Here is a 16,359-nt window from a genome sequence, read left to right as displayed (position 1 = left end):
ATCAGTTTTGCGGGAGAAGGTCTTGATTTCGCGTTCCCATGTTGTCGCTCCGGGGTTGGCAGCCCTTGCATACAGGCTGCCTGCGAGCCTGATCATGATAGCTGTTCTGGCCGCGTCCATTCTGGTCCTTCCCTCTATCCGGTTCGACAATGATATCCAGCGCGGGTTTATCTCAGACAGCCCGCGCTCCAAGAGCTACACTCGCTTCGTTGCCGCGATGAACGGCAAGCCGCAGGTTGCCGCCCTGCTGATTGAGGCAGACCGGCCCTTCACCACCCAGGACTATGAAGCCATGCGGGACCTGGCTCTTGATCTGGAATTTGCCGATCGCGTTCAGACTGTGTTCTCTCCATTCTCGGCCCGGTTTCCGAAAACACATCCCCTCTATGCGGAGCAGCCCGTTTTTCCGCTGGAGCTTGATCTCGCAACCCTGGACACACGGCTTGACGCCTATAAGGAGGCAGTTCCCACGCTCCGGTTTCCCGTCACCGAAGACCACCGGAAGGCGTTGATTATCGCGCCTCTGGACCCGCCGGGCCAGGCCCATGGAGAACAAACAAGCGTCGAGACAGTCCGCGATATTCTGGCAGGTCACCCCCTGCCCGGCCTCAGGCTGACGCTCACCGGGGAAGCAGCCATAGCGATTGACATGGTAGACAATCTCAAGAGCGAAGTGGTGGTGGTGAACGGTGCCGGAACCGTTCTTTCCTTCACTCTTGCCGTATTTCTCCTGGGGAGCATCCGCGCGGCTCTGGTGGTGTTCATTCCTGCCATATGCGGCGCACTGGTGGCGATGACCGTCTTTGTGCTGTTCGGCTATCCAATCACCATCCTCAATGTTGTGGTGCCCATTCTCATTCTGTTGCTTGGTGCAGCGGACGGCTTCCACCTCACCATGCATTTCCAGCATATGGACCCGGCACGCACGCGGGACGACAGGCTTCGCCAGACCCTGCTGGATGTGGGGCCAGCCAATGCCCTGACCTCGCTCACCACTGCAATTGGCTTTACAGCCATTTCTGTCTCCGAATTCGATCAGCTGGACGAGCTGGCCCTGCTTGGCGCAGTGGGTGTCCTCGTCTCCTATCTGGTGGTTCTGGTCGGGTTCACGCTGATCGCGCCTCTGGCCCCACCCCTGTCGACCCCACGGGGGGCTCGCCTCTGGAGCCAGGCGGCACGCTTTCTTCACCGTCACTCCCGCCAGTCCGCACGGATGATTATGGTCGTCTCTCTGCTGCTTTCGGCGCTGGGTGCTGCAAGCTACCTGGAAACACGCGCCTGGTTTCCCCTTTACAAGAATCTGCCAGAGACCAGTGATGTGCGCCGCGCCAATCGGGTTATTGAAGAGCATTTCGGTGGTTTCTTCCGCATCTGGAGTGATGTGGACATTTCTGGCGATGATGGCTGGCAGAAACTCCGGGATGTAACAGAGGTTATCCGCCGGGAAGCGCCGGACTATTCCGTCCTCTCTCTTGCAAGTGTAGCTGACTGGCTGGGCACGCCGGACCGCCTGCCCGATGATGATGCCCTTGCGGATATGCCTCAGGGTCTGAAAGCGCAATTGCTGTCACCCGACAGGACCAGAGCCCGCGTCATCACCTTTGTGCCCGAACCCATGCACAGTCCCGAGACCTTTGCGCGCCACGACCGCATTGAGAAAGCCGCCCTTCAGGCCGGAGCCGAGAGCAATGTGGGCTTTCCCATCATCCTGCGCCACGATGCGCTTGATGTGGTGTCTCAGCTCGGAAACGGGCTAATTGCCGCCTGCCTGATCGCCTCTCTTGTGGTGGCTGTGGCATTCCGACGCCTTGTGCTTGTCATCTGCCTGCTGCTGCCCAATGTGCTTCCCCTGCTGATTGCCGCTGTGCTGGTTCATCTGATGAATGCGGGTCAACTGAACCCGCCAGCCGTTCTGGCGCTGACCGTCGCTTTTGGCATTGCCATTGATGATGCCATTCATTTTACCAATCGCTATCTGCTTGAGCGCCGGAATGGTCATCCGCTTGATGAGGCCTTGCGTATATCCATTGACCAGACAGGCCGTATCATGACGGCGACAACACTCACGATCTGCATCGGGCTGATAGCAACACAGTTCAGCCCGTTCGGCACGGTTCGCTTGTTTGGTGCGATGATGGCAACAACCTTTGTTGCAGCACTATTGGCGGACCTGGTGCTGCTTCCCGCTCTACTAAGAAGAAAATGGGCCCAATGACACGATATCTCCTTCCTCCGCTCGCCCTTCTCCTTATGCTTGTTCCTGTTTCGGCCAGTGCCGACGCGTTTCTTGAGCAGCTTGCGGGAAGCTGGACCGGCAAAGGCTGGGCCAGGGCAGAGCCGGATGCTGCAAAGGAAGCCGTGCGTTGCAGGATCAGCAATCGGATTCAGGGTCGCACGGGCGCGCTGTTTGTAAACGGCAAATGTGCAACTGCCGGCAAGAGTTTCAAGATCAACGGCCAGCTCCAGTCCGTCTCAGGCGGGACAGCCTATACCGGCAACTGGACCAATCCTAATGGTATCGGTGGCATTACGGTGAATGGCAAACGCCGAGGCCAGACTGTCACTCTGTCATTCCGCACCAAGCTGCCGGAAACCGGAGAACACTTCTCCGGCCAGATCTCATGGACCGTGGCACAGTCGAAGGTGACTCTCTCAACCCGCGGAACATTTGCAACGAGTGGCAAGTCGGGAAGGCTCAGTCAGATCAGTTTCAGGAAACGGTAAAGCCCTCAGGGTCAAGACTCATTACTCACATCCATTCTGTTCATCAGGGAAGGGCAGAATGGGCGCAAACAAGAGCGCAGGACAGGTGAATCCTATTCAAGCTGTTGTTTGTGGTCAGGTTGAGCTTCCCTGATGAACCCAAAGGGCGGGGTCATTTTAGCGCCCGGCTTTGTTGGAGATCCTTGAAAACCAGAAGGTTTCCTGCGGATCTCCGCCGCGCCGGACGAAAAAATGACCATCGCAGAATGGACGTGAGTAATGAGTTTTGACCCTAAAAAAAACCGCTGGCGATCACTCGCCAGCGGATACAGTACGGAGGAAACAGTCAGAGCATTTGCTCTAGATCCAGATCTAAATCGCCAGATATTCTTCACGCAGCGCTTCGTTATCCAGCACTTCCTGAGCAGTCCCGGAGAAAACGATTTCACCGGTATCCATGATCACGGCACGGTCTGCGAGCTTCAGGGCTGCCACAGCATTCTGCTCCACAATCACCGTGGTGATGCCAAGTGCCTTGATCTCCTTCAGAGTGCGTTCGATTTCCTGAACGATAATCGGGGCCAGCCCCTCATAAGGCTCATCCAGCAGCAGGAGTTTAATGTCGCGGGCCAGAGCCCGGCCGATTGCCAGCATCTGCTGCTCTCCACCGGACAGGGTCACCCCTTCCTGATTGCGACGTTCACCCAGGCGCGGGAACAGCTCATAGATGCGCGAGATAGACCAGCCCTTCGGCTCGGCGATCTGGGCCAGTTCAAGATTTTCCTCCACCGTCAGACCAGGAATGATCCGCCGGTCTTCCGGCACCAGCGCCACCCCGGCAGCAGCGGCCTGATGAGAAGCCATCTGATGCAGAGGCTTGTGATCAAGCCAGATCTCGCCACCGGTCAAAGCGGGCGTATCCACCCGGGCAATGGTCCGGAGGGTCGAGGTCTTGCCCGCCCCGTTCCGGCCCAGCAGAGCCAGAATTTCACCCTCATGGATGTTCAGGCTGATGCCCTGGACGATATAACTCTCGCCGTAATAGGCATGCACATCCCAGGCGGAGAAAAAGGCCGGAGCCGATGCCGCATGGTTGGCACTGAGATTGGCCTTCGAGACCGCGATTTGTTCAGCCATCAGTGTGCCTCCCCGAGATAGGCTTCCTTGACCTTCGGATTGCCCTTGATATTGCCCGGCTCGTCTTCAACGATCACCGTTCCCTGGGCCAGAACCGAAATCCGGTCGGCCAGCGAGAACACCACATGCATGTCGTGCTCGATGATCACCTTGGTGATACCCCGGCTTTCGCCGATCTTCTTCAGGAGATCAATCGTGTTGTTGGTGTCCGCCCGCGCCATACCGGCAGTCGGCTCATCCAGCAGCAGAAGCTTCGGGTCCTGGGCCAGACACATGGCCAGCTCAAGACGCCGCTTGTCACCGCGTGACATGGCGGAAGCCATCTGGCCCTTCTGGTTTTCAAGCCCCACATCCACCAGCATTTCCTCGGCATGGTCGCGAATTTCGGCTTCGCTTCTCACCGCACCGAACGGATTAAGCTCAAACGAGCCGTCCCGCTTGGCAAAGCTGGGGATCATGACATTTTCCAGTACCGACAGATCGGAGAAGATCTCCGGGGTCTGGAACACCCGCGACACGCCAAGCTGGTTGATCTCGTGTGGTGCAATACCCAGGAGGGATTCTCCCTGAAACTGGACCGTGCCCGTATCCGGAATCAGGCGTCCGACAAAGCAGTTGAGCAGGGTCGACTTCCCGGCTCCATTTGGCCCGATGATCGCATGCACACTGCCCTCTTCAACAGACAGATTGACATCGTTGAGTGCGTGCAGCCCGCCGAAGTGCTTGTTCACACCCTGAACTTCAAGAATGCTCATATCCGCATCTCCTATTCAGCGGGATTGGAGGCACGCTGGCCGCGAACGACCGTGCCGCTTTTGGCAATCAGAACCCATCTCATGATGCGGTTCGCCCCTTCAACCAGTCCACCGGGCAGGAAGATCACCACCATCATGAACAGAAGACCCAGGGTCAGATGCCAGCCCTTGCCAACAAACGGATGCACAAGGAACACCATCACATCGGACAGCCAGTCCGGCATGAAGGAGAAATATCCAGCCAGCACATTGTCGTTGATCTTGGAGAAGATGTTCTCAAAGTACTTGATGAAACCTGCTCCGAGAACCGGACCGACAAGAGTTCCTGCACCGCCAAGAATGGTCATCAGCACCACAGCACCGGATTCCGTCCACTGCATGCGCTCGGCACCGGCCAGCGGATCAGTCGAGGCCAGAAGCGCGCCAGCCAGTCCGGCATACATTCCGGAGATGACGAAGGCCGCCAGTGTATAGGGTCGCGTATTGACGCCCGTATAGTTCAGCCGGTTCTGGTTGGTTTTCACTGCCCGCAGCATCAAGCCAAATGGAGAACGGAAAATCCGCATAGAGATGTAGAAGGCAATGATCAGGAACAGGGCACAGACATAGAAGCCCACATTGAACTGAAGCGTCAGCCCCATCAGTTCAACTTTGGAGGTGGAGTTCATCGTCAGGCCGAACAGATTGGTCAATGGCAGAGCATCTGCCGCCCCACCCCCGTCAAGAATGCGCGGGTCATCCAGAGACAATTGCAGGCCGGTCTCGCCATTGGTGATCGGCGTCAGGACCGAGTAAGCCAGATTGTAGCTCATCTGGGCAAAAGCCAGTGTCAGAATGGAGAAGTAGATCCCCGAGCGACGCAGGCTGACATAGCCGATAAGAAGAGCAAACAGGCCGGAGACGATCACCGCCAGAATGATGGCGGGAATGATGTTCATGCTCAGCAGCTTGAACATCCAGACCGAGGCGTAGGAACCGACCCCCAGAAAGGCCGCATGACCAAAGGACAGGTACCCTGTGAGGCCAAACAGAATGTTGAAGCCGATGGCAAAGATACCGAAGATGGCAAAGCGCTGAAGAAGATCCGGATAACCGGCACCGAATGGTGCAAGGATAATCGGGCCAGCCAGAACCATGATGACAAAGATGACAAAGAGCAGTTTGTCGCTGCGTTGGAATGTGGATAGCATCAGATCAGTCCTCCATCACGCCCTTGCGACCCATCAGACCGCGCGGTCGGGTCAGGAGAATAGCCACAGCCACCAGATAGATGATGATCTGGTCGATGCCCGGCAGAACGGATTTAATCTCGTTCATTGAGGCAAAGCTCTCGAGAATTCCAAGCAGGAAACCCGCCAGAACGGCACCCGGCAGAGAGCCCATACCGCCAACCACGACCACCACGAAGCTTAGGACCAGGAAGTCCATGCCCATGTGATAGTTGGGTGGCAGGATTGGCGTATACATCACACCTGCAAGGCCTGCTACCACGGCGGCCAGACCGAACATCAGCGTAAAGCGCCGGTCGATATTGATGCCGAGCAGCCCGACGGTCTCACGATCGGCCATACCGGCCCGCACCACCATGCCGAATGTGGTGAACTGCAGGAAGGCGAAGACCGCACCCACAATGATGGCGGCAAAGAAGAAGTAGACCATGCGCCAGACCGGATAAATGATCACATTCTCCGCAAAACCCAGCATCAGTCCGATATCAACAGACCCGCCCATGGCTTCAGGAGACGGCTGCGGTATCGGGTTGGCACCAAAGATGGCCTTGATGATTTCCTGCAGGACGATGGCCAGCCCGAAGGTCACCAGAATCTGGTCCGCGTGTGCCCGCTTGTAGAAATGCTTGATCAGGCCGCGCTCCATGGCAATGCCAATCAGCATCATCACGGGGATGGCCAGTATGATCGAGACAGGGACGGAAAAATCCACAAGCCATGCGCCGTAATCGCCGAACCAGCTTTCGGCATAGGGTGTTCTGATCTCTTTCGGGGTTCCCCATGGGGTGAGTTCTGTCTCACTCAGGACCACACTCTCAAGCGTCAGAATTTTGCGCAGAACCACCGCACAAAAGGCACCCAGCATAAACAGCGCCCCGTGAGCGAAGTTGACAACGCCCAGTGTTCCGAAAATGAGTGTGAGTCCAAGGGCGATCAGTGCATAGGCACTGCCCTTGTCGAGACCGTTCAGAATCTGCAGAAGGATCGCGTCCATCGTCTGTTCCGTCCCAATTCAATTATTGTGTGTTGCCAGTAGACTGTCTTGAAAAAAGGGCTGCTGCCAGAAGCAGCAGCCCTCTCTTGACGTCTTGTACGTGCTAGGCTCAGGCGCCCGCGTTACACTTGCCGAGGTTACCGCCTGCGAACATTTCGTGGTCCGGAGCGTATTCAACCTGCGCACGTGGGGTCACTTCCACCACTTCCAGAACGTCGAATTCTGATGTCGGGTTTTCTTTACCCTTCACGACCAGAACGTCCTTGAAGCACTGGTGATCCTCTGCGCGATACTCGGTCGGACCATTGCCCATGCCGTCGAACTTGTGGCCTTCCAGCGCCTCGACGATACCGCACGGATTGAAGGTTCCGGCGCGTTCAGCCGCATCAGCATAGAGCAGCGTCTGCACATAGCAGGTGTGGGCAGCCTGGCTTGGCGGGAAGCCATATTCCTGACCGAAGGACTTAACAAAGGCCTTGGAGCCTTCATCCTGCAGGGACCAGTGCCAGTTGGTGGAACCGAAGATACCCTTAACGTTGTTACCGGCACCACGGGCCATCAGGCGCGAGTAGAGCGGCACAACGATCTCGAAGTTCTTGCCGTTGACCTGCTTGTCACGCAGACCGAACTGAACAGCGTTGGTCAGCGAGTTGATCATGTTGCCGCCGTAATGGTTCAGAACCAGGACGTCGGCACCGGAGTTCAGAACCGGAGCAATATAGGATGAGAAGTCCGTTGCCGTCAGCGGCGTCAGCACATTGTTGACCGTCTCCCAACCTTTTGACTCGGTCGCGGCAGCAATGGAGCGCTGCTGTGTCCAGCCCCAGGTATAGTCGGCGGTCAGGTGGTAGGCACGGCGCTCTTTGCCGTACATTTTCTCAAGCACAGGAGCCAGAGCCGCACCGGACATGTAACCGTTGAAGAAGTGACGGAAGCCGTTGGCTTTCTTGTCCTTGCCGGTGGTGTCGTTGGAGTGGGTCAGGCCTGCCATGAAAATCACGCCGGCTTCCTGACAGAGACCCTGCACAGCAATCGCCACGCCGGAGGAAGAACCACCGGAAATCATGATTGCGCCGTCTTTCTCGATCATGGACTTGGCGGAAGCACGGGCAGCATCAGACTTGGTCTGCGTATCGCCTGTTACATATTCAACCTTCTTGCCAAGAACGCCGTTCCCTTTCAGGCTCAGCGGCTTCATGGTGTTCATCATGCCGCCATCGCCTTCACCATTCAGGTGCTTGACGGCGAGCTTGAACGCACGAAGTTCATCGGCGCCCTCATCCGCATACGGGCCGGACTGCGGCACGTTGAAACCAAGTGTAACCGAACTCCCTTTCGGCTCATTGGTATAGGCGGCGCGGGCTGCGCTTGTGAAAATCGTCGGCATCGCCAGACCGGCAGCACCGATTGCGCTTGTCTTGATAAAACTACGACGGCTGACGCCGTCCTTCCAATTCGTCATATGGTGTTCCTCCCGAAAACAAACCGAATGTGACGTTGATGCAAATGCACTAGAGGGCTTTACCAGCATTCAGCAGTTCGCGGTAAGTTTCCACTCCACTTTGAGATTAAGCCTAAAGTCTAAGGGGATATGCTTAGTCAGGGTCAGAGCAAGTTAAGCGGCACCCCAAAACCACATCCTTGAAAGATAAGCGGATTTTCCTTTGGCCTGGCAGAGCACCTCTTATCTTTGACCGTATTTCAGAGAAAATCCGCACTGTTATCGCGCCTCCAGCGCACCTTGCACCCCTGTTTCAGAGGGAGTGACGCCCTGGAAACTGACCGAATCTCTTCCTCACTGTTCAAAATGAAAAACCTCACCCGGACCAAATGATCCGGGTGAGGCATTGCAGATCTGGAGGTCGCGGAGATGCTCCAGATCTAACATCTCGAATTTCGGCACTTACCGGTCAGATTTTTTCATGCTCGGACTTCAGTGCCAGATACAGGCAGTAACACATGGTCAGAAGCACCAGGGTAAACGGTATGCCCATGGACACCGCAGCCCCCTGCAGAGCATTCAGACCTCCGCCCAGAAGCAGGGCAATTGCTACCAGACCCTCGAACGTGCACCAGAACACACGCTGAGCAACCGGCGCGTCCATCTTGCCGCCCGCGGTGATCGTATCAATCACCAGAGAACCTGAATCCGACGATGTGACGAAGAACACCACGATCAGAACCAGAGAAATCGGTGCAACGATGTTGTAGAGCGGCAGCTGATCCAGCATGCGGAACAGAGACAGCTCCGGCTTATAAGCCGCAACAACTTCTTTGACGCCCGTATAGCCGTCATTCAGCTGTTCAAGAGCCAGACCGCCGAACACGGCCATCCAGAGAGCACAAACCAAAGATGGAGCAATGAGAACACAGATGATGAACTCACGCACGGTCCGCCCTCTGGAAATACGCGCAATGAACATGCCGACAAACGGTGACCAGGCAATCCACCAGGCCCAGTAGAATGTGGTCCATCCATGCATATAGCCAAGGTCATCCCGCCCGAACGGATTCGATAGCGGTATGATGTTCGCCGCATAATCCACCATCACACTGCCGAAGCGTCCCAGCAGAGCCAGGGTCGGCCCCGAGAGCAGGACAAAGACAAACAGCAATGCTGCCATGATCATGTTGATCTCGGACAGACGCTTGACGCCTGCATCCATGCCCATAAGCACGGAACCGAGCGCAACTGCGGTAATGCCGAGGATAAGGATCACCACCAGAGTGCTGGAATTGGCGATGCCGAAGACATCGTTCAGACCGGCTGCAATCTGCTGCGCCCCGAGCCCCAGAGATGTGGTGAGGCCAAACAGGGTCGCAAACACTGCCAGAGTGTCGATGATATGACCCCACCAGCCCCAGACGCGTTCGCCAAGGATCGGGTAGAAGGCGGAACGGAGGGTAAGCGGCAATCCGAGATTATAGCAGAAAATAGCCAAGCCAAGGGCAACCACCACATAGACGGCCCAGCCACTGATACCCCAGTGGAACACGGTTCCCACAATGCCCATATTCTCGTTACCCGGGACGGATGGATCAGCGCCCAGCGGCAGAGTATTCAACTCCGGCAGGGAATAATACATCGGCTCCAGAACACCGAAAAACAGCAGCCCAATACCGATACCGGCGGAAAACAGCATCGCAATCCAGCCAGCATAGGAATAGTCAGGCGTGGCGTCCTTGCCGCCGATCCTCACCTTCCCCAAAGGCGAAATCGCAAGGAACAGGCAAAAGATGATCATGATGTTGACGGACAGCATCAGGAACCAGTCGAACGTGCTGGTCAGAAATGGTCGCAGCCAGCCGAAAAACGCGGCAGATGCTTCCTGATTAGCCAAGGCCAGCATAACAAAGCCGACAATGACCACAGCCGATATCAGAAAAACCGGATTGTGGATATCCAGCCCGAATGGTCGGATATTGTCTTGCCCCAACTCGTATTCCGTCTCGAAATCAAGAACCCTCGGATCAGGATCAAGCATTTTTTTCTTTGTCTCAGACATAACGCCTCCCTAACAGTCTGTACAAATTGTATTCATTCTGCTTGCTGAATAAACCTCCCCAGCTTTTCCCCAGAAACTCGACCATCTATTATTGGGCTTATTATACGAATGTCGAATCAAAATGATAATTACTTACATTAACCGCCCCTCTCGGGGCGAATAAACGGAGTTACCGATCTGTCAAATGGTTGATTATGAAATTTACTCGGGAGGATTTTTATCCATGAAATCTGCCATGCCGATTTCATTCATCTGACCTGTTGGCCAGATAGAAACGATGATGGGATTGCCGTGATGCACGAACAGCAAAAGACAAGCACTGAAACACATTATATCAATATAAATACTTATATACAGATAATTGAAACAGCTCTAAAAATAAGTAATTACACTAATAACAAATATATCTAAATCTAGACCCCTCAAATTAACAGTATATTATAAATATAAGAGGACATTACCACACCGTCAGAAACTCAAATGGCGCAAGTAAAATGTTCCTCTCAAAGCTCCCTCTCGCATGGAAGATCGCCATCCCGACGATCGTGGTCTTTCTCTTCACCCTGTCCTTGGCAACCCTTAATCTCTCTGAGCTGCGTTCCGTTATGAACGCAGAGCGTCTTGCAAGCATCAAGCACATTACGAACTCGGCAAAGACCATTATCGAAGACTATCAAGAACGAGAGCGTGCCGGGGAACTCACAAGAGAACAGGCACAGCACCAGGCCAAAAGCGCGGTCAATGCCATGCGCTTTGATGGCGGAACCGGTTATCTCTTCATCTATGACTGGACAGGAACCACTCAGGTCCATCCGGTCAAGCCTGAACTGGTCGGAAAAAATATCATCCACCTGAAAGACAAGAACGGCGTTAAGCTGATTGAAGAAATGATCACACAGGCCCGCAATGGCGGCGGTGCTGTCAGTTACGTGTGGCCGAAGCCCGGCCTTGAGGGCGAGTTTGACAAGATCAGCTGGTCTGAAGGCATTCCCGCCTGGCAATGGATGGTTGGCACAGGGGTCTACATTGACGATCTGCAGGCTGAATTCTGGAACCAGGCTGAGCTTGTTATCATCGTCAGTCTTATCGGCCTACTGGTTTCAGGTGTCATTGCCTATGGCATTATCCGCTCGATCAACAGGCCGATTGCCGGATTGGTGACCAATATGGGTGACCTTGCAGACGGCAATTGCGATATCACAGTAGACGGTGCCGACCGCGGTGATGAAGTCGGTGCCATGGCCAAGGCCATGACTGTCTTTGTTGAGAACGAGCAAAGCCGCAGAGGCCTGGTGGCCAATCAGAAAGCCCAGCAGGAACAGGCCCTCGCCCGCGGCGAGAAGGTTCAAAGCCTGTGTCATCAGTTTGACCAGACAATTACGGATATGCTGGCAACGGTTTCGCACTCGGCTAACCAGCTGCACGGGGCGTCAGAAGGCATGAGCCAGACAGCCCAAAGCACATCGGCACAGACTGTGCAGGTTGCAGCTGATCTCGAACAGGCCTCCGCCAATGTGGAAGCCGTCGCCTCCGCAGCCGAAGAGCTGGCTGCCTCTGTCGCAGAAGTGGCCCGGCAGGTAGAGACGTCAAACGGCATGGCCATGCAGGCGTCTGGTGAAGCCAACGCCACCAATGACCGGGTCGGCCGTCTGGCAGAATCCGCCAAGCAGATCAGCGATGTGGTGTCTCTCATTCAGGACATCGCCGAACAGACCAATCTTCTGGCGCTGAACGCAACCATCGAGGCTGCAAGAGCCGGAGAAGCGGGGCGCGGCTTTGCCGTTGTTGCATCAGAAGTGAAAGAGCTGGCGAGCCAGACCTCAAGGGCCACAGAAGAAATCGATAAACAGATTTCAGACATCCAGAACGAGACCGATCATGCGGTCGAAGCCATCGGTTCCATCTCTGCCACGATTGAACAGCTTTCAGGAATTTCCGCGCAGATTGCCACAGCAGTCGACCAGCAGCGTATGGCTACCCAGGAAATCGCAACCAATGTGACCCAGGCATCGCAGGGCACACAGGAAGTTTCATCCAGTATCGTTCATGTGACCGATGCGGCACGACATACCGGAGAAACTGCCGAAATGGTCAATCAGTCGTCTGTCGACTTACAGCAACAGGCAGACACTCTGCGCAATCAGGTCAACGGCTTCCTGACCGAGGTCAAGGCCCAGTCAGCAGCTTAAAGCCAGACTTCAGGACAAAAGATCGGGGCCCTTTCAAGGGCCCCTTTTTTACAGTCCATGGCTCCGGTCATACCCGTTCACAGCCGGAGATGACCAGTCTTTCAGGGCGGCATCAGAGGGTGAAAAGACCTCGATCTTGAGCGGGTAACAGGCGGCGGTGTCACTTGAATGTTCGCTGCTGCAATCACCGCCCGGACAGGCAGAAAGAGCGCCCAGAAGGTCAATCTCTGCAAAGAATTCCAGATAATCCCCCGGCCTGACCGGGCTGGCTTTCATGAAATACTGATGAGTGTCACGGGTAAACCCGGTACACATGAAGACGTTCAGCACGTCATGCACATAGGGTTCGGCCTCATCCGGCGACAGGCCGGTTTCCTCAGAAAGGGCCCGGATCAGGTTGGAATGACAGCAATGATGGTAATGTCCGCCGGACAGCAGGTTGTTGGTGTAGGGATCGCAGCGCGTACCGATCACATCATGAACACCGCCGCCGAACTCATCAAAGCCGTACCAGGACAAGCTATCCCCGGTGATCGTGGCCATGGGGCGGAGGTACGGGAAGGATGACCACATCCGATGACCTTCCGTCAGATGGGTTCCATGCAGGGCCCGGGTCTTGCCCGTATAGAAGCGCTCGTTCAGATCGTTGGCATTCCACAGGTTGAGATCGCCTACCTGCGGCCCTTCCACAGATGTGATGCGGAAGAAATGCCCGGCAGGCACCCGGAAGCAGGCGGCATCCCGTGGCGGAGCAATCACCTCATCGGTCTTTTCCGCTGTTTCCCGCAGCGTTCGATATGTATCCAGATCCGGCGGTGAGAGGCTGTTGACCGGATAGCAGATAACAGGTTCAACGGCACGCCTGTCGGCGGCATCCTCAGGAATATGATGATTGCTCATGAGGCCTCTCCCTTGTTCTTGAGCGGGCAAGGTAGAGCAGTTCGGCCCCTGTTGGAAGCCATTTATCGAGCCATTGGATATGCAGTCTAAGTGCTGCCCGTTACCGGTCGCGGGGTGGTCAGCAATGGCCCGTAGCGGACCAGAAACAAGGCAAAGCCGAGCAGCCAGATCGCGCCAGAAACCAGCATGATTTCATTATAGGCACCAGGGAACCAGTCAACCAGAACCCCGCGGATAAGGGCGGCTATGGCGATCATCAGATAAGCGCAGGCTGTCAGGCGTGACACTTTCAGTGGTCGCCCTGAATGCCCCAGAGTGGCACGGGTCATCACGGCCATGGTCATGCCCCCGACGGCACCAATACCCAGCATGTGCAGAGCAGCAACCTCATTGGGCCAGTCCAGAAGCAATGCCCCCGCCAGACTGGCATAGCCGAGGATAAGCATGAAGAACCCGAGATGCAGGCTCCACAGGATGGGGTCCGTCAGTGTTGCCCGCCAACACCAGCGGGAGAACCGCACCATATTGACGAGACAGGCAGCGAGCGCGGCGAAACCGACGGCGAGATCCCCCAGGTCAGCCAGGACCAGAAACGGCACCAGAATGGACGTGAGAATGCCGGCTTTCTCAAGCTTTTCGTTGGTCACAGGCAGACGCGCGGCCTCTTCAATACCAATCCGGCGCAATGCATTACGGGTGAAGGCGGGGACGATCCGTCCACCGACAATGGCAATCATGCCACAGACCGTCAGCAGACCCACACGGGCACCCTGCTCTGCTCCGTAATCCACGATGTCCATCCACCCCAGATGCATCAGCAGATTGCCAGTGAACAGAATTGCCAGGAGGCCAATGAAAACCAGATTGCGTGGTTGCGGATTACGTCTGAGATTCCAGGCAATCCGCGCCGCCAGTGGTGGCAGAAAGGCCAGGTCGATAAGGGCGACAAGTTCCAGCGGCAGAGAGGCCGAGAACCAGACAGCGAGCCGCCCGGCCAGCCAGACCATGCCGACACTGGTGACGAATAGGGCTCGGGCCGGTTTCGAATTGGTCCAGTTCGGCACAGCGGTCAGAAAAAAGCCCGAGATGACAGCAACCGCATAACCGTAGATCATCTCGTGGGCATGCCAGTAATGGGGCGCAATGCCAATTGTCGGCGCAGGAACAACACCATCCATCGCGTGAACAGCCAGCCAGACAAGCCAGAATGCCACAGACAGGAATCCAAACAGGCCCGCCATCAAAAAGAAAAAGCGAAACCCCTCGGTGAGAAATACCGGAACCGGGATAGTATTCCGCGTCTCATGAACCATTGTCTTGCTCATCACGCACTCCTGTCAGATACCATTCACACCTGAACGGCACCGCCTAGGGTCAAAACTCATTGCTGACGTCCATTCTGCGATAGTCATTTTTTTGTCCGGCGCGGCGGAGGTCCGCAGGAAACCTTCTGGTTTTCAAGGATCTCCAACAAAGCCGGGCGGTAAAATGACCCCGCCCTTCGGGTTCATCAGGGAAGCACAGCCTGGCCACAAACAACAGCTTGAATAGGGTCCACCTGTCCTGCGCTCCTGTTTGTGTCCATTCCGCCCTTCCCTGATAAACAGAATGGGCGTGAGCAATGTGTCTTGACCCTAGAATATGCAGGGAATCATCGGTACAACTTGATCAAAGTCTACCTGACCCATTTGAATGGCTAAAAAGACGAAGTGACGCAGCCAAGACGTAAAGAGAGCTCTATCCTTCCAGAGACCGGATCAGTTTATGCATGAATGCTTCCCCCTCCCGCACCTGCTCGAGGGTAATGAATTCATCAGCCTGATGGGCCTGATCGATAGAACCGGGTCCACAGACTGCAGTGGAGAACCCGACACGCTGGAAATGTCCGGCCTCTGTGGCATAGGAGACGACGCCGGTGCTGTTCCGCCCTGTGACTGATGCACAGAGGCGCTCTGCCTCGCTTTCTGTTTCAGGACCAAGCGCCGGTGCATCAGCCAGAGACTCGGTGATGATATCCGTCTCGGGTGCCACGGCCTGCATCCGGGTCCGCAGACGAGCGCATTCCTCTTCAAACCGGTCATACAGCACGGCTGCATCATCAGACGGAATGGTCCGCATGTCCCAGAGGAACTCGCATTGCTCCGAGATGATGTTGAGCGCCGTTCCACCGTTCACCACACCGCAATGTATGGTCGTAAAAGGTGGTTCAAACGGACAGTCTTCCGGCGCATTCGACCGGCATTCCTCAGCCAGGTCATCCAGAAAGGTTATAAGCCGGGACGCCATCATGACCGCACTGACACCGCGATCTGTCTGGCTGGAATGCGCTGCCCTGCCGGTGACGCGGGTTCTGTACGCCTCAATTCCCTTATGCGCGTTGACAATCCCCATCATCGAGGGCTCACCGACAATCACCGCGGACGGTTTCGGCAGTGTTTCAGCCATGGCCTCCACCATGGAACTGACACCCGTACACCCCACCTCCTCATCATAGGACAACGCAAGATGGATGGGACGTTTCAGGTCAGCTTTCACCATATCCGGCACGGCGGCCAGAGCCAGGGCAACGAACCCCTTCATATCGCATGTGCCACGCCCGTAGAGCCGTCCGTCCTTCTCAACAAGTGTAAACGGGTCGGTACTCCAGTCCTGCCCCTCCACCGGCACAACGTCTGTATGACCGGAGAGGACAACGCCCCCTTCCACCATCGGGCCGATTGTGGCGTAGAGATTGGCCTTTTCCCCGCAAGGGCTGAAGATCTTGTGGAACGCAACACCGTGGCTCTCTAGCCAGGTCTCGACAAACACCATCAGGTCCAGATTGGAACGGGAGGAGACGGTGTTGAACGATACCAGGCGGGAAATCATCTCAAGGGTCTGGGGCTGCATCATCGGCTCCGAGTCATGTTTTCATGACTGTTTCAGCCTCAACCGACAAACGCAAGA

General features: G+C 55.8%; 12 protein-coding genes. 3 read left to right on the top strand and 9 right to left on the bottom strand.

Going from position 1 to position 16,359, the window contains the following annotated elements:
• Positions 1-22: 22 nt before the first annotated feature.
• Together RA157_RS13110 and RA157_RS13105 are read left to right on the top strand one after the other, a co-directional pair.
• Positions 23-2,215 (top strand): efflux RND transporter permease subunit, encoded by a 2,193-nt coding sequence (locus RA157_RS13110; protein ID WP_350333579.1) that lies wholly within the window; start codon positions 23-25, stop codon positions 2,213-2,215.
• Positions 2,212-2,724, top strand: a complete 513-nt coding sequence (locus RA157_RS13105) for a hypothetical protein (RefSeq protein ID WP_350333578.1) — start codon at positions 2,212-2,214, stop codon at positions 2,722-2,724. Before RA157_RS13110 ends, RA157_RS13105 begins: the two co-directional genes overlap by 4 nt.
• A 351-nt stretch (positions 2,725-3,075) precedes the next feature.
• On the opposite strand, the gene RA157_RS13100 is transcribed toward RA157_RS13105, so the two are convergent.
• The 6 genes from RA157_RS13100 to RA157_RS13075 form a co-directional block, all read right to left on the bottom strand.
• A complete protein-coding gene (locus RA157_RS13100) occupies positions 3,076-3,840 on the bottom strand; it encodes an ABC transporter ATP-binding protein (RefSeq protein WP_350333577.1) in 765 nt (254 codons plus the stop codon).
• Positions 3,840-4,595: an ABC transporter ATP-binding protein gene (locus tag RA157_RS13095; protein ID WP_350333576.1), complete on the bottom strand. Its 756-nt coding sequence runs from the start codon at positions 4,593-4,595 to the stop codon at positions 3,840-3,842. The genes RA157_RS13100 and RA157_RS13095 overlap by 1 nt, the downstream gene beginning before the upstream one ends.
• A gap of 11 nt (positions 4,596-4,606) precedes the next feature.
• Positions 4,607-5,785: a branched-chain amino acid ABC transporter permease gene (locus RA157_RS13090; RefSeq protein ID WP_350333575.1), complete on the bottom strand. Its 1,179-nt coding sequence runs from the start codon at positions 5,783-5,785 to the stop codon at positions 4,607-4,609.
• 4 nt (positions 5,786-5,789) lie between these two features.
• Entirely contained in the window at positions 5,790-6,818 is a 1,029-nt protein-coding gene (locus tag RA157_RS13085; RefSeq protein ID WP_350333574.1) for a branched-chain amino acid ABC transporter permease, read from the bottom strand.
• Between the two features lie 109 nt (positions 6,819-6,927).
• Complete coding sequence (locus tag RA157_RS13080; RefSeq protein ID WP_350333573.1) at positions 6,928-8,280, bottom strand: substrate-binding protein; 1,353 nt, start codon at positions 8,278-8,280, stop codon at positions 6,928-6,930.
• A 448-nt stretch (positions 8,281-8,728) separates the two neighbouring features.
• Positions 8,729-10,324 carry a BCCT family transporter gene (locus tag RA157_RS13075; RefSeq protein ID WP_350333572.1) on the bottom strand — a complete coding sequence of 532 codons (1,596 nt, stop codon included), beginning with the start codon at positions 10,322-10,324 and terminating at the stop codon, positions 8,729-8,731.
• A 494-nt stretch (positions 10,325-10,818) separates the two neighbouring features.
• On the opposite strand from RA157_RS13075, the gene RA157_RS13070 reads away from it, so the two are divergent.
• Positions 10,819-12,513, top strand: a complete 1,695-nt coding sequence (locus RA157_RS13070; RefSeq protein WP_350333571.1) for a methyl-accepting chemotaxis protein — start codon at positions 10,819-10,821, stop codon at positions 12,511-12,513.
• Positions 12,514-12,561: 48 nt separating this feature from the next.
• Here the strand turns inward: RA157_RS13070 and RA157_RS13065 are convergent, their stop codons facing one another.
• The 3 genes from RA157_RS13065 to argE all read right to left on the bottom strand — a co-directional run bounded on the left by RA157_RS13065 (position 12,562) and on the right by argE (position 16,305).
• On the bottom strand, positions 12,562-13,413 hold the full coding sequence (locus RA157_RS13065) for an urea carboxylase-associated family protein (RefSeq protein WP_350333570.1): 852 nt from the start codon (positions 13,411-13,413) through the stop codon (positions 12,562-12,564).
• Positions 13,414-13,499: 86 nt separating this feature from the next.
• A complete protein-coding gene (locus RA157_RS13060) occupies positions 13,500-14,738 on the bottom strand; it encodes an NnrS family protein (protein ID WP_350333569.1) in 1,239 nt (412 codons plus the stop codon).
• 412 nt (positions 14,739-15,150) lie between these two features.
• Positions 15,151-16,305, bottom strand: a complete 1,155-nt coding sequence (gene argE / locus RA157_RS13055) for an acetylornithine deacetylase (protein ID WP_350333568.1) — start codon at positions 16,303-16,305, stop codon at positions 15,151-15,153.
• Between the last annotated feature and the right edge of the window lie 54 nt (positions 16,306-16,359).

Origin of the sequence: Coralliovum pocilloporae (assembly GCF_030845175.1) — a bacterium.
Classification (GTDB): domain Bacteria; phylum Pseudomonadota; class Alphaproteobacteria; order Rhizobiales; family Cohaesibacteraceae; genus Coralliovum; species Coralliovum pocilloporae.
The sequence above is the reverse complement of the archived record's forward strand: the minus strand, read 5'-3'. Positions and strand labels throughout refer to the sequence as shown.

Excerpts from the sequence above, each read along its gene's own strand:
- RA157_RS13105 (WP_350333578.1), top strand. The coding sequence starts at position 2,212 with ATGACACGATATCTCCTTCCTCCGCTCGCCCTTCTCCTTATGCTTGTT.
- RA157_RS13100 (WP_350333577.1), bottom strand. The coding sequence starts at position 3,840 with ATGGCTGAACAAATCGCGGTCTCGAAGGCCAATCTCAGTGCCAACCAT.
- RA157_RS13095 (WP_350333576.1), bottom strand. The coding sequence starts at position 4,595 with ATGAGCATTCTTGAAGTTCAGGGTGTGAACAAGCACTTCGGCGGGCTG.
- RA157_RS13090 (WP_350333575.1), bottom strand. The coding sequence starts at position 5,785 with ATGCTATCCACATTCCAACGCAGCGACAAACTGCTCTTTGTCATCTTT.
- RA157_RS13085 (WP_350333574.1), bottom strand. The coding sequence starts at position 6,818 with ATGGACGCGATCCTTCTGCAGATTCTGAACGGTCTCGACAAGGGCAGT.
- RA157_RS13080 (WP_350333573.1), bottom strand. The coding sequence starts at position 8,280 with ATGACGAATTGGAAGGACGGCGTCAGCCGTCGTAGTTTTATCAAGACA.
- RA157_RS13075 (WP_350333572.1), bottom strand. The coding sequence starts at position 10,324 with ATGTCTGAGACAAAGAAAAAAATGCTTGATCCTGATCCGAGGGTTCTT.
- RA157_RS13070 (WP_350333571.1), top strand. The coding sequence starts at position 10,819 with ATGTTCCTCTCAAAGCTCCCTCTCGCATGGAAGATCGCCATCCCGACG.
- RA157_RS13065 (WP_350333570.1), bottom strand. The coding sequence starts at position 13,413 with ATGAGCAATCATCATATTCCTGAGGATGCCGCCGACAGGCGTGCCGTT.
- RA157_RS13060 (WP_350333569.1), bottom strand. The coding sequence starts at position 14,738 with ATGAGCAAGACAATGGTTCATGAGACGCGGAATACTATCCCGGTTCCG.
- argE (WP_350333568.1), bottom strand. The coding sequence starts at position 16,305 with ATGATGCAGCCCCAGACCCTTGAGATGATTTCCCGCCTGGTATCGTTC.